This window comes from Pedobacter sp., from assembly GCF_035317785.1.
Taxonomy (GTDB): Bacteria; Bacteroidota; Bacteroidia; order Sphingobacteriales; family Sphingobacteriaceae; genus Pedobacter.
Genome location: NZ_DATHGC010000406.1, coordinates 12,702 through 36,820 on the forward strand (window position 1 = coordinate 12,702; position 24,119 = coordinate 36,820).

The 24,119-nt window shown below is 41.6% G+C and carries 21 protein-coding genes; all 21 read left to right on the top strand.

Annotated elements, in window-relative coordinates; all coding sequences use genetic code 11:
• The first annotated feature begins 159 nt into the window (after positions 1-159).
• A complete protein-coding gene (locus VK541_RS25475; protein WP_324373474.1) occupies positions 160-561 on the top strand; it encodes a BlaI/MecI/CopY family transcriptional regulator in 402 nt (133 codons plus the stop codon).
• Complete coding sequence (locus tag VK541_RS25480; protein ID WP_324373476.1) at positions 562-2,064, top strand: M56 family metallopeptidase; 1,503 nt, start codon at positions 562-564, stop codon at positions 2,062-2,064.
• 56 nt (positions 2,065-2,120) lie between these two features.
• Positions 2,121-3,482, top strand: coding sequence for a serine hydrolase domain-containing protein (locus VK541_RS25485; protein ID WP_324373477.1), 1,362 nt, complete (start codon positions 2,121-2,123; stop codon positions 3,480-3,482).
• Positions 3,483-3,602: 120 nt separating this feature from the next.
• A complete protein-coding gene (locus VK541_RS25490; RefSeq protein WP_324373478.1) occupies positions 3,603-4,373 on the top strand; it encodes a formylglycine-generating enzyme family protein in 771 nt (256 codons plus the stop codon).
• 85 nt (positions 4,374-4,458) lie between these two features.
• A complete protein-coding gene (locus VK541_RS25495; RefSeq protein WP_324373479.1) occupies positions 4,459-4,896 on the top strand; it encodes a DUF3050 domain-containing protein in 438 nt (145 codons plus the stop codon).
• Positions 4,844-5,251: a DUF3050 domain-containing protein gene (locus VK541_RS25500; protein WP_324373480.1), complete on the top strand. Its 408-nt coding sequence runs from the start codon at positions 4,844-4,846 to the stop codon at positions 5,249-5,251. The genes VK541_RS25495 and VK541_RS25500 overlap by 53 nt, the downstream gene beginning before the upstream one ends.
• Before the next feature lie 322 nt (positions 5,252-5,573).
• A complete protein-coding gene (locus VK541_RS25505; RefSeq protein WP_324373482.1) occupies positions 5,574-8,009 on the top strand; it encodes a PAS domain S-box protein in 2,436 nt (811 codons plus the stop codon).
• A gap of 102 nt (positions 8,010-8,111) precedes the next feature.
• Positions 8,112-8,900, top strand: coding sequence for an NIPSNAP family protein (locus tag VK541_RS25510; RefSeq protein WP_324373484.1), 789 nt, complete (start codon positions 8,112-8,114; stop codon positions 8,898-8,900).
• 315 nt (positions 8,901-9,215) lie between these two features.
• On the top strand, positions 9,216-10,352 hold the full coding sequence (locus VK541_RS25515; RefSeq protein ID WP_324373486.1) for a FecR family protein: 1,137 nt from the start codon (positions 9,216-9,218) through the stop codon (positions 10,350-10,352).
• 201 nt (positions 10,353-10,553) lie between these two features.
• A complete protein-coding gene (locus tag VK541_RS25520) occupies positions 10,554-14,102 on the top strand; it encodes a SusC/RagA family TonB-linked outer membrane protein (protein ID WP_324373487.1) in 3,549 nt (1,182 codons plus the stop codon).
• Between the two features lie 12 nt (positions 14,103-14,114).
• Entirely contained in the window at positions 14,115-15,494 is a 1,380-nt protein-coding gene (locus tag VK541_RS25525; RefSeq protein ID WP_324373488.1) for a RagB/SusD family nutrient uptake outer membrane protein, read from the top strand.
• A 33-nt stretch (positions 15,495-15,527) separates the two neighbouring features.
• Complete coding sequence (locus VK541_RS25530) at positions 15,528-16,976, top strand: TlpA family protein disulfide reductase (RefSeq protein ID WP_324373489.1); 1,449 nt, start codon at positions 15,528-15,530, stop codon at positions 16,974-16,976.
• Between the two features lie 101 nt (positions 16,977-17,077).
• A complete protein-coding gene (locus VK541_RS25535; protein ID WP_324373490.1) occupies positions 17,078-19,522 on the top strand; it encodes a zinc-dependent metalloprotease in 2,445 nt (814 codons plus the stop codon).
• A gap of 89 nt (positions 19,523-19,611) precedes the next feature.
• The gene (locus VK541_RS25540) at positions 19,612-20,013 is read left to right on the top strand and encodes a hypothetical protein (protein ID WP_324373491.1); all 402 of its coding nucleotides are present in this window, start codon (positions 19,612-19,614) and stop codon (positions 20,011-20,013) included.
• Positions 20,014-20,088: 75 nt separating this feature from the next.
• A complete protein-coding gene (locus VK541_RS25545) occupies positions 20,089-20,574 on the top strand; it encodes a hypothetical protein (RefSeq protein WP_324373492.1) in 486 nt (161 codons plus the stop codon).
• 54 nt (positions 20,575-20,628) lie between these two features.
• Positions 20,629-21,246: a Crp/Fnr family transcriptional regulator gene (locus VK541_RS25550; RefSeq protein ID WP_324373493.1), complete on the top strand. Its 618-nt coding sequence runs from the start codon at positions 20,629-20,631 to the stop codon at positions 21,244-21,246.
• 123 nt (positions 21,247-21,369) lie between these two features.
• Entirely contained in the window at positions 21,370-21,741 is a 372-nt protein-coding gene (locus VK541_RS25555; RefSeq protein WP_324373495.1) for a hypothetical protein, read from the top strand.
• Between the two features lie 141 nt (positions 21,742-21,882).
• Complete coding sequence (locus tag VK541_RS25560) at positions 21,883-22,086, top strand: hypothetical protein (protein WP_324373497.1); 204 nt, start codon at positions 21,883-21,885, stop codon at positions 22,084-22,086.
• Entirely contained in the window at positions 22,083-22,538 is a 456-nt protein-coding gene (locus VK541_RS25565; RefSeq protein ID WP_324373499.1) for a hypothetical protein, read from the top strand. Before VK541_RS25560 ends, VK541_RS25565 begins: the two co-directional genes overlap by 4 nt.
• Before the next feature lie 106 nt (positions 22,539-22,644).
• Positions 22,645-23,286, top strand: a complete 642-nt coding sequence (locus VK541_RS25570; RefSeq protein WP_324373500.1) for a DUF6266 family protein — start codon at positions 22,645-22,647, stop codon at positions 23,284-23,286.
• 192 nt (positions 23,287-23,478) lie between these two features.
• Positions 23,479-24,119: DUF6266 family protein (locus tag VK541_RS25575; RefSeq protein ID WP_324373502.1), on the top strand; the 641-nt coding region annotated here is incomplete at its 3' end.

Below are 24,119 nucleotides of genomic sequence, written 5' to 3' on the forward strand. Positions count from 1 at the left end.
TTAATGGTTCCCCTGAGGACTACGCCGTTTTATATCGTTTAATGGCGGGATAAATCACTTGAGTCTGCACTGGAAAGACAAATATGAAGGTTCTTATTTTTTTTCAAAAAAAGTAAGAATTGTTTCTTATCAACAAGAAAAGATTCTTATGTTTGTTTTATGATCAATGAAAATCTCAAAAAGAAACAGGTACAGGAGCCGACAAAGTCAGAACTGGAGATCTTGCAGGTGCTCTGGCAGTTCGGCCCGTCGACCACCCGTTTTGTAAACGATTATCTGAACCAGCATACAAGGCCCGTTATTTATATGTCTACTTTAAAATTAATGCAGATCATGGTGGAAAAAGGTCTGCTAACTAAAGATGAAACGTCATCTAAACATATCTACTCGGCTGCTCAGGAAGCATCAAAGACCAAAGGTATATTGCTTGATACGATTGTTGACCGCATCTTTAATGGGTCAGCATCCGATCTGGTGATGCAGCTTTTGGGTGGAAAAAAATTAACCCCGGAGGAAAAGAAAATCTTTGAGGCATTGATTAAAAAAATAGATCAGGAGTAAATGGAGCAAACAATCTGGCATACGATCATGAATTCATCCTTCATCCCAGCGATAAGCTGGACGCTGGTGCATTCACTATGGATCGGTGCCGGAGTGTCAGTGTTAACCGTTTTGGGAATGATCGCCACACAGCAATCCTCATCTGTACTGAGGTACAGAATGCTCTTCTCCTTTTTGGTACTTTTCTTAGTGGCTACGGGGCTAGCAGGATTTCTGGAGTTCCGGAATATTCTTAACGTACCTTCGGTCCGGGTTTCGGAACAAGATATGCTGCAATCAACCGGCTTATTTCAGGACGCTGCGGCACACTTTAAAGATTTTTCGATTTTCAGATTAGTCGACGAATATGCAGTGTGGATCGTTTTGCTATGGGCCATATTGTTGGTTTTCAAACTATTCCGGTTATTTCACAGTTTTAATTATGTCTATAGGCTACGCTTCACAGCCAAGCCTGTTTCAGATACCGGGTGGCAGGAAAAGCTTAAAAATATGAGCCACCGCCTGGGTATCGGCGGAAAAATCACCCTCCTGGAATCTCTAAAGGTTGGCATCCCTGTGACAATTGGCCATTTCAGGCCAATCATTATTGTGCCGGTGGGTTTCTTCCTGCAATTGCCATGTGCCCAGGTAGAAGCCATCCTGTTTCATGAACTGGCACATATCTATCGGAAAGATTACCTGATCAATCTGTTCCAGACGATTGCTGATACCCTGTTCTTTTTCAATCCGGCTTTGCTGTGGCTGTCGGCGCTGATCCGCGAGCAGCGGGAAATTTGTTGTGACGACTTTGTGCTTGCCCATACCGCACAAAAGAGCGATTACCTCAAAGGACTGCTTGCTTTTGAATTTGCTGAAAGCACCGGCACAACAACCCCGTTAGTGCTGGGTGTTAAAGGCAGTCCCCTTGCAAGGCGCCTGTACCGCATGATTGAAAACAGAAACCAACCTCTTGGTTTGACTCCTAAGGCAATTGCCTTTTTGGCATTAATAGCTTTGCCAGTTTTAGCCGGGCTGCTCATTTCAGCAGGGAAAGATCCCGCACCAGTGACAAGTATAGGTATGGCAAAACCGGTTATTTACAGCGAATCCGTTCAGGCAGGTCAAAAACCTCAAAAACGAGTAGCGCGCAAACACACGCAACCCGCTGTGATAATCAAGCAAAAACCCTGGGAAAAGCAATTGCCGGCGGAGTCGGTTGTTCCAAAGGAAACGAATCCGGGGGATACGGCGTTTTATCTGGCGAGCATACGCTTTGAAAGAAGTAACGAAGACATGGCCAACAGGGTGATGCATGTGAGAGACAAAGAGGACAACATCTATGAGCTCACGGTATCGAAAAATAAGCTAATTGCCCTGTCCATCAATGAAATAGTTGTCCCTGAATCGGAACTGCCGGCACACCTGCCGCTGCTGGCCAGAATAGATCATGCCTGGGAACAGGCCAGGGCCAGAAAACAGCAGGCTTTCGATCAGTTGAAAGCCGTTCATTCTGCCAGCCCTTAATTAGATCCTATAACCTAACCACAACACATATGAACCAATTTTGTAAAGCATTATTAATGCTTATGATATGCTATTGCCCAATTTTTGCGCAAGACCACGCAATCGCTACGATCGACAAACTGATGTCATCCCAGTTTAAACCTAATGAACCCGGTGCTAACGTACTGGTGGCCAAAGGCGGTAAAATCATATACCACAAAGCATTCGGGATGGCCAACATGGAATTAACCGTGCCCAGCGATACCGGTATGGTCTATTACATTGCCTCCAATACCAAACAGTTTACCGCTGTGGCCATTCTGCAATTGCTTGAAAAAGGATTGCTTTCGCTGGATGATACCCTTGGCAAATACGTGAAGAGCATCCCGCCCGTATCGCAGATCACCATCAGACAGCTGTTGTCTCATACTTCGGGTCTGAACGGCAATGGCTACCGGGATTCATTAAATATACCCAAAGGGGACACCAGGCAGGCAGATGCCGAGCGTTATGCCGCCCGAAACATGACCTTTGTGGCAGGGAGTAAATGGTTGTACAATAACGGCAACTTTCAAACTCTTGGCTACCTCATTGAAAAAATTACCGGAAAAACTTATCCCGATTACATCAGCGAGAACATTTTTAAACCTGCCGGAATGAGTGCTTCCATCGTAGTTAGTGGTGATGAGCCGTTGATCAAAGGGAGAGCGACAGGGTATTCCATTGGGCGCCGCGGCATATTGAACGTGAACCTTCACAATACACAGGATTTATATGCCTCAGGAGGGATACTCTCAACCGCTACAGATCTCTTTAAATGGAACCAGGCCCTAAAGTCAGGCATCCTTTTGCAGAAAAAGACCCTGGAACTTGCCTTTACCCCACAAAAACTAACCAGTGGACAGACCGCCCCTTATGGTTTTGGATGGTACATCGATAACCTCCGTGGCAGCGCAGTCTACCGTCATGGCGGTGCTGTACCGGGCTTTATCTCTGAAACCTTTTATTTACCCCAGGTAGATGTGTATGTAGTGATCCTGATCAATTCGGAATCGGCAGTCATACCACAGGTTTTAGCCCGGATTGCAGCGGCAGAACTGACTGATCAGCCCTACAGATTTCAGCGAGGTGAAATTTCACCTCAGAACCTTGGTAAATATGCAGGTGTGTATGAAAGCGAAAAGCCAGAAAAGGTCAATATCACTGAGGAGAATGGTAAAGTGTACTGGCAAAGACCCGGTGGGCGCAAATATGAGGTGATGCCGTCGGTTACCGATGAGTTTTACTTTGAAAAAGATTTCCTGTGGCTGGAATTTCAGCGGGATGAAAAAAAGAAAATTACCCAATTGGTGTTCAGTAGAGCCGGATACACGCCAAACACCTGGAAAAAGATAAACAAGCCGGTGTTGCGTTTATCAGAAACAGGGCAGGAGCTATAAGACGATGTAATTCTGGGTTTTTCAGAGGTGGTCTTTACTTCTAATGATGCATTTTGTGCATAGGTTTATCTTGCTGATTAAAAACGTGTATATTTAATGTAACATTCAGATCTGCAAGCTATGGACGACATTGAGATTCATTTTCCGGAAATCAATTATAGCTTCCCAATGGTATTTGTGGAAGGTACTGAAAACACTCCTTACCTGTTTGGAGATTTAACAAAAAAGGGCATTTCGATTGAAGGCTTTTTGATCTCCAAATTCCCGGTCACACAGCGCCTCTGGAAATTTATCACGGGTAACAACCCCTCATATTTTGCCGGACCCGACCGGCCGGTGGAAAATGTTAGCTTTGATGATATCACTCAAAAAAATGGTTTCCTCAATAAATTGAATTTGGCTGCTGCACGACAGAACAAATCGAATCCAGGTATGCTTTATAGATTGCCCTCGGAAACAGAATGGGAATATGCTGCGAGGGGTGGAAAACATTGGGCAGACGATTTCAAATATAGTGGCGGTAATGACATTAATGAGGTCGGCTGGTTTGAACAAAACAGTGGCAAATACAGTGATCCTGAAGTATTGTCCACACTCAAAAATCATGAAAAAGGTACTGCTACGCATGATGTGGGGCAGAAATTGCCAAACCAGCTGGGGATTTTTGATATGAGTGGTCATGTTTGGGAATGGTGTGCGGATGCTTTTCAACCCGATATTGATAAAATACCTGATGATGGGACACCTTATCTTGAAGGAAATAACGAACGTGTACTTCGGGGCGGCTGCCACCACAATTGGGCAGTTCATTGTACTGTCTCAAAACGATACGCGATAACCCCGGAAGCAAAAGATGAATGTATTGGTTTTAGAATTGCAATGTCAATATAAGAGGATTTTGTGCTGCCCTGCATTAGTCGGCAATAATCATTATAATTGCAATTTTAATTCTATTTTTGCGGAATTATTATTCAGTATGTCAGCAGAGTTACAAAAAATCCAGGAAGTCCTCAGTCCTGTAAAAGAGGAAATCGTCCAGCATCAGGTTTATAAAGTCATCAATTCGACAGAGGATCTGAGAATTTTCATGCGCTTTCATGTGTATGCAGTGTGGGATTTTATGTCTTTGCTAAAAGCGCTTCAAATTAATCTGACCTGTACCACGTTGCCCTGGTTCCCTGTTGGCTCGGGTTCTACAAGGGCATTGATCAATGAGATTGTCGCCGGGGAGGAATCTGATGCTGATGCGCTGGGTAATAAGAAGAGTCATTTTGAAATGTACCTTGATGCCATGGAACAATGCGGCGCCGAAACCGCTGAGATCAGGAATTTTATAACGGCGCTGCAGTCGGGCCAGACACTTGACAGGCCTACGAGATTGCAGGAACCCCAGAAGAGGCCAAAACGTTTGTGAACTTACGTTTTCTATCATCACTAGCGGTAAGTCTTATAACCAGGCTGCTGCCTTTACCTTTGGCAGGGAAGACCTCATCCCAAATATGTTTCATACGATCGTAACTGATCTGAATGAAAAGTTTCCAGAACAGATTTCTTTGTTTAAGTATTACCTGGACCGCCACATTGAAGTGGACGGTGACCACCATAGTGATCTGGCACTGGATATGACCGCAGAGTTGTGCGGCCAAAACAGCGGCTACTGGAAGGAAGCGGAGCTGTGCAGCAGAGAATCGCTAAACCAGCGCATTAAACTCTGGGATGGTGTATACAGGGAGATCTTGAGAAAAGATTTTGTTGCCGTTTCTGTCTAATTAAATAGCGACCAGCGAGGGTGGGAGTCAGATCTCTGGCTTGGGACTTGGGCTTTACATCGGTTCAAGTCGGTCTATGTCGTCTATAACTTGGTATTTATACCCATTATTGACATTTAAAAAAGTAATTTAGAAATTCTGTTCGCTTAAATGGAATTCCTGCAGGACGCGCAGTTCCTGTTTGGTACTTCAAATACGTCAGAATCATCTTATGATCAAAACTAACTGTTTGTCAATTTTCCAGATCCCGGCAACGCTGGAAGTAGCTATCTCGCAAAACATAGTGGCTATTTTATGCTGCATAAGTTTGTTGCTTGTAATCTTGATTTGGTTACTTTTCAATTCCAGTAGCCAGCGTAAAAAAATAACCCGGAGGCTTGCGCAATGCGAAAAACGCAATAACACGCTCCAGGAAAATGCAGGTGACGCCGTTGTCATATTGTCTGAAACAGGAAAACTCCTCTACGCCTCTCCGTCTGTATATCAAGTCGTTGGTTATACCGCAGAAGAGTTATTAAAGCTGGACCTGCTGGCATTAGCCCACCCAGAGGATATCAATGCGCTGCAGCTGGTCATGTTGCAGGTGATGGCAAATCCGGGTAAGCCTGTAAAAGGACACACCGGGCGAATGCTCCATAAAGATGGCAGCTGGCACTGGTATGAAGCGGTAGTGACCAATATGTTACACGACCCTGAAATTGGTGGTATTGTGGACAATTTTCGTGATGTTACCGACCGGGTAATCGCTGAAGAAAAAATGATCAATGCAAACAGGCTGTATGCTTTCGTCAGTGCAATTAATCAGACCCTTGTGCATGCAGAAAACGAACAAGGTATATTTAAAGAAGCGTGCAGGATCGCAATTGAATACGGCAAATTCAAAATGGCCTGGATCGGTCTGCTTGATCCTGATGGAAAAAGTATCAGCCTTGCCGAAAGCTCCGGAATCCCCGATGAAGACAAGCTGAAATTTAAACATATCATTGTTAGTGACCAGGGGCCCATCTACCAGGTTCTAAATACAGGAACTTCATTTGTATATAATGATGTGGAAAGCGAGCTAAACTTAACAGATTGGAAAGCATATGCAGCATCACGCCAGCTGTCTTCTGCAATGCTGTTGCCAATCAGAAAAAAAGGCGAAATAATCGGCATTTTTAGTCTTTATGCTTCTATACCTAAGTTATTCGATGAGCAGGAAATCCGGCTATTGGAAGCAGCAACACAGGATATCTCTTTTGCTATGGATGTATTTGAGAAGGAAAGGCTGCAGCGGCTGGCGCAGGATAGATTGCGGCATAGTGAATTAAGGCTGATCGAGGCCCAGGCTATCGCACATGTAGGAAGCTGGGAGATAAACTTTGCTACCGGTATTTCTGTATGGTCAGAAGAAGCATGCAGAATTTATGGCCTTTCGATACAGGAAAATCACCAGTCTTACCAGGATTGGTTATCATTCATCCACCCGGAAGACCTGGAGTTTGTTGTTAAAACAACAAAACGGGCAGAAGCCAGTCATAGCAGCTCGGCATTCTATCACCGCATCGTCCGAAAGAATGGTGAAGTAAGGTACATTTATTCTAAAACAGAATTTGATTTCCGTGACGGGCTTCCTGTAGGCCTTCATGGTATCGCTCACGACATCACGGATGTTAGGGAATTACAGAATGCCAGGGCACAATCAGATGCCAACCTGCTGATGATTATGAACCTGATCCCACAAGCCATCTTTGTAAAGAACTTTGACGGTGAATATCAATTCGTAAATAAAAGTTTTGCTGAATTGTACGGAATGACGCCTCAGGAACTGCTGGACCAATCGAAACTTGGGGAGATCACCATCCAGCAAGAGAAAAACATCTTTTTAAAACAAGACCAGGAAGTCATCAGTACAGGGATTACCAGGATTATCCCGGAAGTCACTTTTACCAATCCCTCCGGAGAACTGAGATTTTTTTATACAGTTAAAGTACCTTACGTGATTGCAGGTACAGACGAAAAGGGCGTATTGGGCATCGCTTTGGATATCACAGAACAAAAACTAGTCAGTGCAGAGCGGGAGAAACTTCTGGCAGATCTTGTTAAGCGTAACAATGACCTGGAGCAATTTTCCTATATCATTTCGCATAATCTGAGGGCTCCTGTTGTAAACATTCTGGGGATATCGGACCTTATCCGGGCGGGAGGTCTTGAGAAGGAGGACGAAAAAATCCTGATGACCGGTTTAGAATCCTCTGTCAGCAGACTTGATGAAGTGATAAACGATCTGAATTATATTCTTCAGTTAAACAGCAAGGGGCAGCAAAACAAAGAATGGGTTAAACTTTCAGAACTGATAAATGACATTAGATCAAGTATCAGCAGCGAAATCATAAACGAGCAGGTCAATTTTATTCTGAATTTTTCGGCAATAGACGAAGTACTTACTTTAAAAGTATACCTCTACAGCATTTTTTACAATTTGATCATCAACAGCATTAAATATAGAAGGCCGGACCTGCCACCGGAAATTACCATCACAAGTTTTAAGTCGGAGGATAATATAACTATTTTAGTTAAAGATAATGGCCTGGGAATAGACCTGCCGAAAAGACATGATGAAGTATTTGGGTTATATAAGCGCTTTCATTCTCATGTTGAAGGAAAAGGAATCGGTTTGTACATGGTCAAAAAACAAGTAGAATCCCTGATGGGCAGTATAACAGTTGAAAGTGAAGTCAATAAAGGCACTGAATTTAAAATACAATTCGATCTATAGTTGCCGGCGAATGAAAGAACTCATAAAATTGTGAGTAGCTCATTAAAAAAAGTATTCGTTAGTTTTAGTCTTTATTCACACACAAATCAAATATTAAACTACATGTCAAAGAAAGTATTACTGTTATTTTCGCTGCTGCTTGTTGTGCTGGTACCACAGGTCTCAAAGGCAGCTGCAAAGCTTGATTTCTATCAAATCAAAATCTATCATCTGAAGACCGCTGAACAGGAGAACAGGGTCGATCAGTTTTTAAAGGATGCCTATCTTCCGGCACTGCACAGGGCAGGGATTTCCAGTGTTGGTGTATTTAAGCCCATTGTTGATGCCGGTAAGGCAACTGAAGAGAAGCTGATCTACGTGCTGATCCCTTTTGCTTCCAGGGATGACTTTTTTAAGCTGGATGCGAAACTAAGCAAAGACCAAAAGTATCACCAGGATGGTACCGGATATTTGGATGCCAAACACAATGAGCCTCCGTATAGCAGAATGGAGACGATCCTGCTGAATGCATTTGAAAAGAATCCGAAGTTCGGTCTTCCAAATCTAAGCGCTGCGAAAAAAGACAGGGTATATGAGCTGAGAAGCTATGAAGGCCCGACAGAAAAAATCTCTGCCAATAAGATCCGTATGTTTAATTCTGGCGACGAGGTAGGCTTGTTTAAGCGCCTCGGTTTTAATGCTGTCTTTTATGCGCAGGTGGTTGCAGGCAGTTCTATGCCAAACCTGATGTACATGACCACGTTTGAGAACCGTGCAGACCGTGACAAGCACTGGGATGCGTTCGGAAAAGATGATTACTGGAGAAAGCTTTCTGCAATGCCAGAGTATCAGAACAATGTTTCTAAGGGAAATACCTGGTTTCTGTATCCTGCGGATTATTCAGATATATAAGTTATCGGTTGGAATGGCAATTTAAGCCGCGCTGTCATCGGCAGTGCGGCTTATCGCGCGATCAGTTCCGAAGGCAGTAGGGAACCATTAGCTGATAGGTCATACGTCCGTAGATGATCAGGTCTACATCCCGCATGAGGTCTGTGAAATACTCGTGAATCTCTTCGCCGCCATTAAATTTGGTATGGTCGCAGTAACCATCTGTGGGCGATTTAATACCATAGATTATCTTTCATGTCAAAAATAAAACAATATTTTTTACCGGACTAAGGGATAGGCTTCTGAAAAGGCACCTATAATAAAAGCCCCCTGGTGATGAATGATAAAAATATACGTGCAGCCGAATTAGCGAATAAGCTATTCAATAAGACGATCACTCCGGAAGAGGAGCAGGAGCTCAATTCCTGGTACAATCAGCACCTGGACGATCAGGTTGATATACCGCATGGTTTTGTTTCTTCGGAAGAGGAACACAGAATGCGGATTTTGGAGGCGATCAATGTAGAGATTGGAAAACGCAGGACGGTTAAGTTGTGGCCAAAGCCTGCCCCGAACTGGCTTCGGGGGGTGGCTGTGGCTGCTGTGGCTGCGATTACTTTAGGCGTATGGTTTTATTATGCTCCCCGTCATTCCGGCGAAGGCCGGAACCCTGGAAGCGCACAGTATGTGAATGATATTGCACCTGGCAAGAATACAGCGACATTGACATTGGCTAATGGGAAGGTGATTACGCTGAGTGATGCGAAGTTGGGGGTTGTGATAGGTGATGATCTAAAGTATAATGACGGTAGTGAGATTGCTTCGGTGCCTCGCAATGACGAAAAGGTAAGAACACTCGCTGTAACAACCCCCCGCGGTGGCACCTATCAAATTACGTTACCGGATGGTTCAAAGGCATGGCTCAACGCCGCCAGTAGTATCAGGTTTCCTGCATCTTTTTCTGGGTTAGTTAATAGAAAAGTTGTTCTGGACGGCGAAGCCTACTTTGAAGTTTCTAAGAATAAAAAACAACCATTTGTAGTGTCCACCAAAAATCAGGATGTGACGGTGTTGGGGACGCACTTTAATATTAGCAGCTATGATGATGAGGGTGCTGTGAAGACTACACTTCTTGAGGGAAGTGTAAATGTGAATGGCACAATCCTGAAACCAAACCAGCAATCTATCTTAATCAATGATAAAATAAGTGTCATTCCTATTGACGCGCAAGAAGCCGTGGCCTGGAAAAATGGCGAGTTTTTGTTTAATAAGGAGCCTTTGGTCAGTATTATGAACAAAATCTCGAGATGGTACGATGTAGAGATCCGTTATGAGAACAGCAAAATGGAAAAGAAACAGTTTTGGGGTTCGATAACGCGCTTTACCAATGTATCTGACGTGCTTAAAATGCTTGAATTAACCGGGGATGTTCATTTTAAAATTGAGGGGAGGACGATTATAGTAAAACCATAACTACAACATGGCATTGACCCAATAAACCAAAAATAAGGCCAGAGGTGCTGACAACACCGCTGGCCAATGCCGGGTTAATTTAATAAAATTGGAATCGTATCAACTAACAACCAGACAAACAAACTTAGGCAATATTGCGCATTAAAGCAATATTGACGGTCTCTCATTTGGCCGCTAAGAATTTGTCGTAAACCAAATGAAATGTATAAAAATTACATCAGGAAACGGGGTGTAGAAAACCCTTGTTTTCATAAAATCCTGCTGATTATGCGACTCACCACCGTATTTATGATTGCCGCGATAATGCAAGTAAGTGCATCAGGATTTGCACAGCGCGTTACTTTTAAGGCGAAACAGGGGACTTTGCAGGAGCTTTTTAAAGCGATAAAGGCCCAGACGGGTTATAACGTAGTGATGAGTGCGGAGAAGCTGGAGGCTGCAAAGCCGGTGTCGGCTAATTTTAAGAATGAAGCGTTGGAAAAGGTGCTGGAGGTAAGTTTGGAGGGACAAAATCTGACTTATACCATTGATCAAAAGACGATTGTGGTTAGGGAGAAGAAGCCTTCCTTTCTGGGTAATCTGGTTGCCAGGTTTACTAATATTGATGTGCGGGGCAGGGTGGTGGATGAGACGGGCAAACCGTTGCCGAATGCGTCGATTCAGGTGAAAGGGAAAAGCCAGGTTTATAACAGTAATGATAAAGGAGAGTTTATTATAGCAAATGTAGCTGATGATGCTATACTAGTGATTAGGTATGTGGGTTATAAACAGCTGGAGATTGCGTTGAAGGATGCAGTGACACCGTTGGAAATAAAATTAAATGTGGCGACTGGAGAGTTGGAAGAGGTGAAGGTAGTTTACAATACCGGTTATCAGAATATTGATAAAACACGGGCTACGGGTAGTTTTGTGCAGGTAGACAATGAATTGATCAATAGAAAAGTTGGGACGGATATTCTGAGCAGGCTGGAAGGAGTGGTTTCGGGTTTGTTGTTCGATAGAAGACCGGATATTGATTTAAATAATAAACCTGGACAGAATTTACAAATTCGAGGGCTTTATACGTTAACAAAAGAAATGTCACAGCCTTTAATAGTCGTTGATAATTTTCCATTCTCTGGAAATCTTCTGGATATTAATCCTAACGATGTTGATAACATCACCATATTAAAGGATGCTGCTGCTGCATCGATTTGGGGGGCAAAAGCAGGAAATGGAGTAATTGTAATTACAACAAAGCAAGGCAAGTTGAATCAAAAATTACAAGTGTCTCTAAACACAAATATCACTTCGATAGCCAAACCTAATTTATTCAACCTTCAAGAGATGGCAACAACTGATTATATCGATGTTGAAAGAACCCTTTTTAATATGGGTCATTACAATGATAAATTGAGCGATCCGGTGTTTGGAGCATTGACTCCCGTACAGGAAATTTTATTGCGCCTTCAAAACGAAGAGATCGGCCAGACACAAGCAGATGCCCAAATCAATTTACTCAGGCAGTATGATATTCGCAATGATTATATGAATTATATGTATCGAAACGAATTAAACCAACAGCATGCAATCAACTTAAACGGAGGCGGAAGTAACGTAAAATTTGCAATTTCTGGTGGTTTCGATAAGAACATCAGCAATTTGGTAGGAAACCAGTATGACCGCATTACGTTTCGCTCTAATACGACCCTTTCTCCGATTAAGCAATTGCAACTTCGAATTAATTTGGCTTATTCGCAAGGTCGCAACGAATCTAATAATCCTGGCGACTACGGGAATGGATCATTTGGACTACAGGACAGCAGGTTGTATTCATATGCCAGATTTGCCGACGAAAATGGTAACCCACTAGCGATCGACAGAAGTTATAGAAAACAATATACAGACACCGCCGGCAAAGGCAAATTATTGGATTGGAAATTCAGACCGTTGGATGAACTGCAAAATAGTGACAACTCATCTACCTCACGCAGCCTTACAGGAGGGTTGACTTTAGGTTATAGTATTTTTAAAGGATTGGGTGTCGAGTTATCTTATCAATATCAAAGAATAGATAATGAAACTTGGAGGCTACGTGATATAAACAGCTTTTACACGAGAGATCTTGTGAATAGATTCACCCAAATCAATGGCAATACTGTTAAATATGTTGTCCCCAAAGATGGGATATTGAATCGAACAAATGGCGAGATTGTTACTCAAAATCTTAGAACTGCATTAAACTTTAACCGGACCTGGAATAATAAACATGAAGTTGCCGTTTTGGCTGGCGGGGAAATTAGTGGTAATAGATCATTGTCTGCAAACACGGTAACGTTTGGTTATAATGAACGTTTGAATTTTAGTAACATGGATTTTGTAAATCAATATCCAACGTATACAGGTGGGCAAACCACCATACCAACAAATATTGCTACTCCCTTTAGTGGCCTTAGAGATCGATTCGTTTCGCTTTATAGTAATGCCTCCTATACCTATAATCAAAAATATACCTTGAGCGCGAGTGCAAGAAGAGATGCTTCAAATCTTTTCGGTGTGAAAACTAATGACAAAGGCAGGCCTTTTTGGTCAGTAGGTGGTTTGTGGAATATTTCTCAGGAATCATTTTATAAGATTGATGCATTACCTCAATTGAGGATGAGGATGACCTATGGATTTAGCGGAAATGTAAACCAAACAGGCCGGGCAGTAACAGTAATTAGGTATCTTCCTACTAGTGCTACGACAAATCTTCCGGCAGCAGATATATTAACACCTGGTAATCCTTCCCTGAGATGGGAAAAAGTGGGAACGTTGAATGTTGGAATAGACTTTAGTTTAAAGAATCAGATTCTTTCCGGAACGATTGATTTATACAATAAGAAATCAACGGATGTAATTTCATCCGAGGTGTTAGATAATTCTACGGGAATAACAACAATGTTGTCAAATTCTGCTAATATGTCAGGAAATGGAATTGAGATAGGATTGACGGGAAAAGTCATCAATACGAAGAATGTTCTGTATGAGACCAGATTAACATTTGCTCATGAGAAATATGAAGTGACCAAATTCCTTGGTAATTTGGATCAGCTTGGAAACGTCAACAATGGCCAGCTTATAAACCCCTATTCAAATCCTTACTCGATAATCAGTTTAAGGTGGGCTGGTCTAGACCCATTAACAGGAGACCCCAGGGGTTACCTAAATGGTGCTATTAGTAAGGATTATACAGCGTTACTGAGTCCAACATCAAATCCGATTTCCAATAACATAAATCACGGTTCCGCGGTTCCAAAATTTTATGGTAATTTTCTAAATGCAATTAACTTCAAAGGAGTTTCATTGTCTGCCAATATTACTTATCGTTTAGGCTATTTTTTTAGAAGAGAAAGTATTGATTATACTTCATTATTAAGAGGCGAAGGGCATTCAGATTATTATAAAAGATGGCAAAAACCTGGAGATGAAATAACGACGAATATACCCTCAATTGAGTATGCCGCGTCATCAAGATCTACTTTTTACAGCAATTCGGAAATTCTCGTAGAGCGTGGGGATCACATTCGACTCGAAGACATACGAATGAGCTATGATTTGCCTACTTCAGTATTGAAGAAATTGAAATTTGGATCCTTACAGTTATATGGATATTTCAGCAGTTTAAATGTATTGCTTTATAAAGCTAATAAAGCAGGTCTTGACCCATCGTTTCCTAAAGGGTTAAAACCAAATAAAAGTATTTCGATAGGATTAAGAGCAACTCTTTAATTAAATGTAATTATGAAAACGAATTTTATAATAAAATCTATTATTCTGGCTATCGTTACTTTAGGCTTTCAGTCTTGCAAAAAATATCTTGATGCAAAGCCTGACGATCGAATTGCGACAGTTGCCACGCTCAATGATGCACAACTATTGTTGGATTATTATCCTGCCATGAGTGCGAGATATCCTGGTGTTTTAGAAACCCAGTCAGATAATTATTATTTAACATCTGCAGACTACAACGTCTTCAATGAATATGTTAGAAATTATTACCGTTGGAATAAGGAATCGATGAGTGATGGCGGGGACTGGGGAAACGCGTATGGAGTTGTATTTAGGTGCAATACCGTATTGAATGCCTTTGATAAAATTATGGAAGGTAAAGGCGAGACTGCGGAAAGCAATAATGTAAAGGGCAGTGCTCTATTTTTTCGGTCTTATCTATTTTATGCATTGGTGCAGTTATATGCACCAATTTATGACGCATCTAGTGCTGGAACGGATCCGGGGATTCCAATACGCTTAGATGCAGATTTTACCGTTAAATCAACAAGGGCAACTGTAAAGGAATCTTATGATCGAATAATTAAAGACTTGAACATTGCTAAGAATTTACTTCCGTTGACACCGCAAGTTAAATCAAGACCTAGCAAACCTGCTGTTTATGGTGCACTGGCAAGAGTTTACCTTTCTATGCGGGACTATCCAAGGGCCGGCTTATATGCAGATTCATGCCTACAGCTATATAGTGATCTTATAGACTTCAATTCAATAAGTAAGACTGCTGCAGTCCCGTTTACCCGTTTTCATAAAGAAGTGATATTTCATATGATTTCTCCAAGTAATGGGTTGACTGCGCCTTCAAGGGCGAAAATTGATAAAGAGTTGTATGACTCTTATGATGCAAAGGATTTAAGGAAATTCATTTATTTTAGGGCAAATACCGGTGTGAATGCTGGAACTTATAACTTCAAGGCCAATTATGACGGCCAAGCTAGTTTAGGTACAAGCGGTTTCACATTTGGAGGTATTGCAACAGATGAAATGTATCTAATAAGGGCTGAAAGCTATGCCAGAGCAGGGAATACCGAACTCGCTTTGAAAGATTTGAATTTTCTCTTAAAAACAAGGTGGGAGGGCCAATACAACCCGATAACAGCAGTGAATGCTACCGAGGCTTTAAAGATAATTTTACGTGAAAGACGGAAAGAACTATTGTATAGGGGGACTAGATGGACAGATCTTCGAAGATTATCTAAAGAGCCAGAACATGCTGTTTCCATCAAGCGAACAATTGATGGTAATATTTACGAATTAGTGCCCGGAAGTGACAGATATGTATTGGCTATCCCTTTTGATGTAATTCGTTTATCAGGGATGCAGCAAAATCCATAACAACATATTTTTTAACACACAAATTTATTAAACATGAAAAGATTAATTTTTATGACGGGACTGTTATGTGCCGTTTTTTTGAAAAGCTATTCACAGGAATTGACGGTTGGAGATAGTATGCCAGATTTAAAAGGGCTTCGGTTTTTTAAAGATGGGAAGTACAGTGACATAGATCTAAAATTCTCTCAAATCAAAGATAAGCTAATCATTTTTGATTTTTGGGCACCATGGTGTGGTCCGTGTATTGCCGGACTTCCAAAAATGGACAGTTTACAAAAGAAATTTGGTGATAAAATTATGATCCTTCCGATTGTAGGTTGGAAAAAAATACTGGATGGAGCGAAGATATATGATATCGAAAAATATATATCTGAGTTTTGGATGAAAAATTCTTACACAAAAAGGAGTACATCTCTGGGAACCCTTGTTGAAGGTAAAAACGATAAGGCATTGTATAAGTATTTTCCAAACGCTGGGTTACCACACGAAGTTTGGGTGATGAATGGAAAGGTAATAGGAATAACCTCATCGGAATATGTAAATGAGGTTGAAATCAATTCCATCTTGTCTGGCAATCAGAAAAATTGGGCAATTGCCGGGGGTAGCCCTAAAGGAAAATCAAACAAATACGATTATACATTGCCTTTGCTTGTTTATGCCTATGGTGCTAAAGTTACTGCTTTACCTGAAAAATCTTTTTATAATCAGCTTTCAGGATATATTGATGGCTTTCTTGAATCAAAAAAAGATAATCTTTTTGATAAGAATAGGATGATTAATAAAGTAACTTTTATTAATCATCCTATTCTTCGTCTTTACAAAGAGGCTGTCATAGAACCTATGGAAGTGGAAAAGCGGAATACATTCAGAAGCAACAACAGGACTATTTTAGAAATCAAAGATTCAGTTAATTATTTTAATACAAGAAATGAATATAGAGCTGAATGGGAAAAAGCGCATACTTATTCTTACGAAGCTGTTTTGCCTGCTATTTATAACCAGGAGGCAGTATTTAATTATATGAGAGAGGACCTAAACCGGTTGTTTAACTTGAATGGACGTTTGGAAAAAAGGAAAGTAAATTGTTGGGTGATTACCAGGAATTCTGACGATATAAAAGCACCTACGGGACTTCAGAAACAGTACGCAAAAAATGAAGAAATAGAGCGAGCCAAATTCCCGCCCTATGAGTATGACCTTAAAAAATCAAAAGATGTTATGTTGAGGGGTTGGTACGAATCAATTTATCAGAATATTAAAGGTGTTATGGATGCTTTAAATACCCAAAGTGTGAATTGTCCGGTATTGGATGAAAGTGGGTATACAGGGGAGCTTGAGTTTTTATTGCGGTTTGGCCCTAAAATCTCTTTCAAAGATTACCAAAAACAACTGGCAAAAAATGGCTTTTATCTAAAGGTAGCGGAAAGGGAATTGGAGATGTTGGTATTGACTGAAAACGGTTTTAAGCCTAGCAAGAAATAAATATGAAAACGAATTTTAAACTTGCTCTAACAGCAAGCATGGCTCTGCTATGTTTATACAGTTGCGGACTCTTTAAAAATAATAAGAAGCAAAAAGCCGAGATGGTAGTAAAAGATACTGCTGTTGTTTCCAAGGATACTGCAAAAATTTCCATTGTGCCGAAAACACCCAAAAAGTTTGAGGCGTTAATTACCAAAAAGGCGGTTGCTGACATCGGAATGTTTAATGTTTATAAACAGGAGGATAAGTATTTCCTGGAGATTGCTGATACCTTGTTGAACAAAGATATCTTAATAGTTAGCCGGATTTCAAGATCTGCTGCGCAGGTGCGTAATCCAACGTATATGATAGGGTACGGAGGAGATCAGATCAATAAGTCTGTTGTTAGATTGGATAAAGGACCAAACAACAAGCTCTTTATCCGGAAAATCACGTTTACTGAGAGAGGAGGTGATTCAACCAGTACAATGTACCGTTCTGTTGAGAATTCCAACATTCAGCCAATCGTAGCTTCATTTGAGGTAAAAGGCATTTCAAAGAATGAAAGGGGAGTCATTATTGATATTACAGACTACCTAAATGGTGACAATGATATTCTTTTCTTTGAAGGAGATGTAAAGCGTGTATTAGGATTGGGAGGCTATCAGACAGATAAATCCTATGTAAAAGAAATAAAATCTTATAGGGGCAATGTAGAAATCAAAACATTGAAAACCTATACGAGGGGTGCTGCTGAACCCGGAGTTCCGGCAGGAGGCTTTTTGACTTATGAATTGAACAGTTCTATGCTTTTGTTGCCTGATAAGCTGATGCCCTCCCGAAATGCCGATAGCAGGATTGGGTATTTTTCAACTGGATACACCGATTTTAATAGTAATCCTCAGGGCGTAGAAAAGGTCGAGATGATCACCCGATGGAGGATGAAACCCAGACAGCAAGACATTCAAAAATACTTGTCAGGTCAATTGGTGGAGCCTGAAAAGCAAATTGTATTCTACATAGACCCTGCTACTCCAAAACAATGGGTGCCTTACCTGATCCAGGGGATAAACGATTGGAATGTAGCTTTTGAACAAGCAGGTTTTAAAAATGCGATTGTTGCCAAAGAGGCTCCTTCAAAAGAAGAAAATCCGGAATGGAGCTTAGAGGATGCCCGTTATAACGCCGTCGTTTACAAGCCGTCAGACATCCCCAATGCGAGTGGGCCACATGTGAACGACCCGAGAACAGGAGAAATCCTAGAAACCCATGTCAATTGGTACCACAATGTAATGAAACTGCTTAGGAACTGGTATTTTATTCAGGCAAGTGCAGTTGATCCTAAGGCACGTAAGGTGAAGTTTGATGAGGAACTGATGGGACAATTGATCCGGTTTGTATCCTCTCATGAAATTGGCCATACACTTGGTTTGCGGCATAACTATGGCTCTTCATCAGCAGTGCCCGTGGAAAAGTTGCGGGATAAGGCTTGGGTAGAAGCCAACGGACATACACCAAGCATTATGGATTATGCCAGGTTCAACTATGTGGCACAACCAGAAGATGGAATCTCTGACAAAGGAATCTTCCCGAGAATTGGTGATTATGATAAATGGGCGATAGAATGGGGATACCGCTGGTTTCCGGAAAAGACTGCAAACCAGGAAAAGGAGTATTTAAATAAATGGATCATTGAGAAGACTGCTGCCAATAAACGTTTGTGGTTTGGTACTGAAACGGATAAAGATGATCCGAGATGCCAAAATGAAGATCTTGGGGACAATGCAATGATTGCAAGCAGTTACGGAATAAAAAATCTTAAAAGAATATTGCCTCAGATCTTAAACTGGACGAAGGAGGAGAATGAAGGTTACCAAAGTGCTGTTGAAATGTATAGTGAGCTGTTAAACCAATTTAACCGGTACATGGGCCATGTAGCAAAGAACATCGGTGGTGTAATGACTACGCCAAAATCGGTGGAAGAGCCAGGAAAGGTGATTGAGTTTGTCAGTAAAGAGAAGCAACAGGAAGCTGTAAATTTTTTAAATGCCCAATTGTTTAGTACACCAACCTGGTTGCTGAATAAAGAGATTTTTGACAAGACAGGCAAGGGTACTGCAACTGTTTTAAATGCCCTGCAAGATAATACCTTGAAAAAATTGATTAGCGCAGAAACGATTAACAAGCTGCTGCAGTTTGAGGCATATGATAGTAGAAATGCGTATACAGGCTTGGAATTGCTGAATGATGTAAAAAGAGGTATATGGTCCGAATTGTACGCTAATAAATCCATAAGCATTTATCGAAGAAACCTTCAAAAATCATACGTAGAAAGATTGGGGATTATCATCAATCCTCCACCTGCACCTCCAATGCCTCCCGGATTTGCGGCTGCTGGTTCTGTGAGTACCACAAACGATATGATTTCCATAGTAAAATCCCATGCCAGGGCTTTGCAAAAGGAGATTAGAAACGTGATTCCTATTGCTAAGGATGAGATGACAAAATCACATTTGCAAGATATGGACGAGCGGATTAATAAATTTTTTAAAGATACCAGGATATGAGAGAGGGGATATCAATAGAAAACCCAATAAAAAAATATCATATTATTCATTTAAATTTTCCCTTTTTCTGAAAAAGGAGTTACAAAATTATGAAAGTAAAAAATGCATTATTATCGATCTTATTTGTAGCTGCAATGGCTACCGCGATGTCATTTACCCAGGGTGGTAAAAGTGACACAACTACTAATTCAATAAATAGAGATGTTTACCATTATGACTTTCGGTATATAGGGCCAGCCGATCCTTACTATTTCAATGATTACCTGGATCCAGATAATTATGTAATGCTAAGTGGTGAGGAATTCCCTGGAGATGTATGTGAATTTGGAAACGATGCATTATGCGTGATTTCCAGTGAACGTTATTGGAATGGCTATGAATGGAAACCAGATTTGTCTGACACGTCTTTCTGGAATACAAGAGCTCAATTATACAGTTACTATTATTATGGTGCTGCGGGCATGCTGCTAACATTAAAGGTCATTTATTAAAATAGAATTTATTGGGTTGTAAATGGGGAGGCAAAACCCGCCTCTCCATTTTTTAAGAATTTAAAGTTTAATGACATGAAAAGAAAAATAATGTTTCTAGTGGGTTTTGTATTGCTGTTTGGAGTAGCGACAAAGGCTCAGATTCTGAAACCAGCGAGCTGGAACTTTACAGTTAAGAAAATAAAGGCTGATCTGTATGAACTGCATATGTCGGCTACGATAAGAGATGGCTGGGCAGTATATAGCCAATGGACGCCTGAAGGCGGGCCAGAGCCTACGGTGATCAGTTTTGATAAGAACCCGAATTTATTGCTGGGCGGTAAGGTGAAGGAGCTCGGAACCATGAAGAAAAAGCATGAAGAGGTGTTTGATGTGGATGTGCATTATTTTGAAAAAACGGTGGATTTTGTTCAGGTGCTGAAGATCAAGAACCCCTCTCTGGCTACGCCATCTCTCCCCAAGGGGGCGAGAGGAATGATTTCAGGCAAGATCAACTACATGGTATGTGATAAGAGCCAATGCATCACAGATGAGGTGGGGTTTAATGTTTTGCTGAAATAAATGTAATTAATTAACGCTCTCTATTAAATTAACTAACTCTTAAACCAAATATTCATGAAACGACTCTTTATCAAACCTATTGATGAGGCTACGTCCTTCCTATGGAGATCTGACGTGGTCGCTGCACTCAAAAAAATGGAACCGGTACCCACGCAAATGGAAGCTGACCTGATGACCATGCTAAGGCCGCATTACAAACCAAAAGGCCACCTGTTGCTCGATCCGGATATGGTACACAAGGATGCCATCTTTCTGCGAACGGGACTGATCAAACTTTATGTGATCCACCCGGTATCCGGAAGACCTCAAATCCTCCACGTCTGGATAGAAGGTGAGATCGTGGTGTTGTATAAGATGTTTAGACGCCGGTTAAGCAATACCAAATACTACATGGAAACCATTGAAAATTCTGAACTGGTGAGCATTAGCAATGACAGTATGGACATCATCTACGGCAGTTATCCTGTTGCGGACAGGCTGACTACGGAGATCCTTTCGGAAAAGAATGAGCGCCGGATGAAACAGCTGGAGATATTGGGCACTGTCGACAAGGGCTGCCGTCCGGCGATGTTTGAAGAGCTATTTCCGGAGTTTTGCCATAGGCTGAACAATGCGGACAGGTGTGCTTTTATAGGTGTGGGTGAGTCTACGCTTGGCAGGGGCAGTCATTGAGCGATTTTTTCTAATGTTTTCAGATAAAAAACACCGTCATATGGCGGTGTTTTTTGCTTCATATGAGCTTTTGCAGCGTATTTACTCCTTTTAGTTTTGGATCATCAACCAAACCTATTTGATATGAGTAGTTCTTTAATGATTTGTATTTACAGAAGAGACGGCAAGCGGGCTTCTGTAGTTTTTAGAAGGGGTAAGGTGCTGTACAGGATCACTACTGTAGAGTTTGCTCCGGCTGTGGTGGGTGCTTTCAGGGAGTATGAGGATGCGCTGAAAAGGAATGAGGCTGGTGCCGATTTTGTTTTTGAGATCTTGTGCCCCAGGAAGAGGCATCGGGTAGTGGAGATTGGGTTGAGCGGAAAGAAGGCTCATTTGCATGTGTTTGAAATGGCGGGTGAGGAGCTGAAGCTTTGTTTTAAGTGGGGCGGGAGCAGAGAGGTATTGAGAGAGGCGGTAATGCAGTTTACACTGATGGCGTTTATGAGTAAGTATTAAAGCGATATTGTTATACATGTCATTTATGGGATTTTTTCATGTCATAATGAGGTGAAAAAAGTGTATTTTTGACATGAAAGATAAGGATGTGGAACTGAATCAAAGAGCCATTTAGTCAATTAAAATGATTATTTTTGTATAGTGAAAAAAGATAGAAAAATAGCTTTAGTGGTCAATCAGGTCAAAATGGAAGATGAAGATTCTCTGGATATTTTGTTCTGGTTAAACAAGACCGCATCAGAAAGACTGGAAGAAGTGAGCCGTCTTAGGAAAAGTTATTATTTGTGGTCTACTGGCATTTTTCCTGAAAGAATTGAAAAAGTAATTCATAGAAGGAAGATATGATTTTTGAACCTGATTTTGTAGACTTTATTGAACTTTTGAACCTCTACAATGTAGATTATATGGTAGTTGGCGCTCATGCACTTGCTTATCATGGCAGACCCCGACATACTGGAGATTTAGATATTTGGATTAAACCTAGTAATGAAAACGCAGAGAAAATGATCTCCGTTTTGAATGACTTTGGATTTAGTGCGCTTGGGTTGACTATTGAGGATTTTTTAAAAGAAAATTACGTAACGCAACTTGGGTATCCACCTTTGAGGATAGACATATTGAATTCTATTTCCGGTGTTGAGTTTGATGAGGCGTATGGCAATAAAATTGAAGGAGATATAGAGGATTTAAAGGTCAACTTTATTAATGTTGCTGAGTTTATTAGAAATAAAGAAGCATCTGGCAGAAAGAAGGATTTAAGTGACATTGAATCCATTAAGAAAAGCAAGCTAAAATAGCTTTCTAATACCGCCTTTGTTCTTAGGCATCGTTTTCCGGGGTTTCCTGAAGGGGACCATCCAGCGGATTGCGTAAAGCAATGATTAACAGTTTAATTTTATGTTTATGGGACGTTTAATGGGTGGTCCGTACTACTTTTTGGTAGGCAGGACCGGTAACAACGTTGGGCGGGTAAGGAACGGTAAAAATACGTTTTCTATGCGCCCGCATCCGAGCAGTAAACCGCCTACTGAGGCGCAGCTGGCTGTAAGGGTTCCTTTTGGCATCTTCACGGCATGGCTGAGCTGGATCTCGCCAATCATTGAGATTGGTTTTCAGGAGCATGATGAGGATGAGTCGGCAATGAATGCTGCTGTGGGGTACAACATTAAAAACGCCATTACTGGCGTGTATCCTATGCAGGCCATTGATTATCCGAATGTGCTGTTGAGCAGGGGCAAGGTTAGTGGCCCTAGTAGTCCTGTTATGGCAACTACTGTGGATGCGCAGCTGGACATTTCCTGGTCTGATGTGATAGAGAGCACGATTGGCTCGCTGACAGACATGGCGACTTTTGTGGTGTACAATCCGTCGAGGGAGGCGTTTGCGGTGAGGGCGAGTGTGGTAGCGAGGTCTGTAGAAAGCTACGACATTTTGCTGCCGAGTGCCTGGAGCACGGAGAATGTTCATGTGTACATGATCTTTGTGGCGGTTGGTGGTAAGGCTGTAAGTAACAGTGCTTATCTGGGCGCTATTGTTGTCATGTAGGGGTTAAAAATGGTGATCTCCTCTAGGGCTCGGTTTTCAAGGCGCGAAAAGCGCATGAAAACAATGCCCATCGGAGTCACCATTTTTATTGAAAAGGAGGGCGGTTAAAAGGGATGCAGCCCGGGAACAGATTCCCATATTTTGTTAGATAAAGAACTAAATGCTTGAACAAGAATTTTAAATGAAAATATCATGGGAATAATGAAAAATGGGCCTCATGGGCCGGTATACGGTAAGGTTGGCAATCTGGTAACGTACAGGGTGTTGAACAGAGATGTGGTGAGGATGGTAGGGAAGATCAATAAGGCGCCTTCGGTAAAGCAACTGGCTTGCAGGCAGCAACTGGCTGTGGTGATTCAGTTTTTAAAGCCGATTGTTGAGTTTATCAACCTCGGTTTTATGGTAGAGGCGGCTAAGGTAGAAAGGTATGCGCATAATATGGCGGTGTCTTATAATAAGCGGCACGCTTTATTGGGAGCGTATCCTGATGTATCTGTCGACTATAGTAAGGTTCTGGTGGCTCAGGGTAGTTTGCCTGTGGCTGTTGATGCCGCGGTTTCGATGGTGCCGGAAGGTTTGAGGTTTAGCTGGGCTACGGGTTCCTGGATGGATTTTACGGAAAGAAGGCATCATGCGATGTTGATGGCTTATTTTCCGGATCTGGGCAAGGCTGTTTATAGTCTGAATGGGGCAGCACGGTATGAGGGTACTGATGTGTTGTATTTGCCTGATGATTTGAAAGGCGCTTATATGGAGACTTATTTGTCATTTACGGCGGTGGGGAGCAACGAAGTGGCGGATAGTGTGTATTTGGGTATCGATTTTGCCAACAA

Bases quoted from the DNA above. Each gene is read 5' to 3' on its own strand.
- VK541_RS25475 (WP_324373474.1), top strand. From the start codon at position 160: ATGATCAATGAAAATCTCAAAAAGAAACAGGTACAGGAGCCGACAAAG.
- VK541_RS25480 (WP_324373476.1), top strand. From the start codon at position 562: ATGGAGCAAACAATCTGGCATACGATCATGAATTCATCCTTCATCCCA.
- VK541_RS25485 (WP_324373477.1), top strand. From the start codon at position 2,121: ATGCTTATGATATGCTATTGCCCAATTTTTGCGCAAGACCACGCAATC.
- VK541_RS25490 (WP_324373478.1), top strand. From the start codon at position 3,603: ATGGACGACATTGAGATTCATTTTCCGGAAATCAATTATAGCTTCCCA.
- VK541_RS25495 (WP_324373479.1), top strand. From the start codon at position 4,459: ATGTCAGCAGAGTTACAAAAAATCCAGGAAGTCCTCAGTCCTGTAAAA.
- VK541_RS25510 (WP_324373484.1), top strand. From the start codon at position 8,112: ATGTCAAAGAAAGTATTACTGTTATTTTCGCTGCTGCTTGTTGTGCTG.
- VK541_RS25515 (WP_324373486.1), top strand. From the start codon at position 9,216: ATGAATGATAAAAATATACGTGCAGCCGAATTAGCGAATAAGCTATTC.
- VK541_RS25520 (WP_324373487.1), top strand. From the start codon at position 10,554: ATGTATAAAAATTACATCAGGAAACGGGGTGTAGAAAACCCTTGTTTT.
- VK541_RS25525 (WP_324373488.1), top strand. From the start codon at position 14,115: ATGAAAACGAATTTTATAATAAAATCTATTATTCTGGCTATCGTTACT.
- VK541_RS25530 (WP_324373489.1), top strand. From the start codon at position 15,528: ATGAAAAGATTAATTTTTATGACGGGACTGTTATGTGCCGTTTTTTTG.
- VK541_RS25535 (WP_324373490.1), top strand. From the start codon at position 17,078: ATGGTAGTAAAAGATACTGCTGTTGTTTCCAAGGATACTGCAAAAATT.
- VK541_RS25540 (WP_324373491.1), top strand. From the start codon at position 19,612: ATGAAAGTAAAAAATGCATTATTATCGATCTTATTTGTAGCTGCAATG.
- VK541_RS25545 (WP_324373492.1), top strand. From the start codon at position 20,089: ATGAAAAGAAAAATAATGTTTCTAGTGGGTTTTGTATTGCTGTTTGGA.
- VK541_RS25550 (WP_324373493.1), top strand. From the start codon at position 20,629: ATGAAACGACTCTTTATCAAACCTATTGATGAGGCTACGTCCTTCCTA.
- VK541_RS25555 (WP_324373495.1), top strand. From the start codon at position 21,370: ATGAGTAGTTCTTTAATGATTTGTATTTACAGAAGAGACGGCAAGCGG.
- VK541_RS25565 (WP_324373499.1), top strand. From the start codon at position 22,083: ATGATTTTTGAACCTGATTTTGTAGACTTTATTGAACTTTTGAACCTC.
- VK541_RS25570 (WP_324373500.1), top strand. From the start codon at position 22,645: ATGGGACGTTTAATGGGTGGTCCGTACTACTTTTTGGTAGGCAGGACC.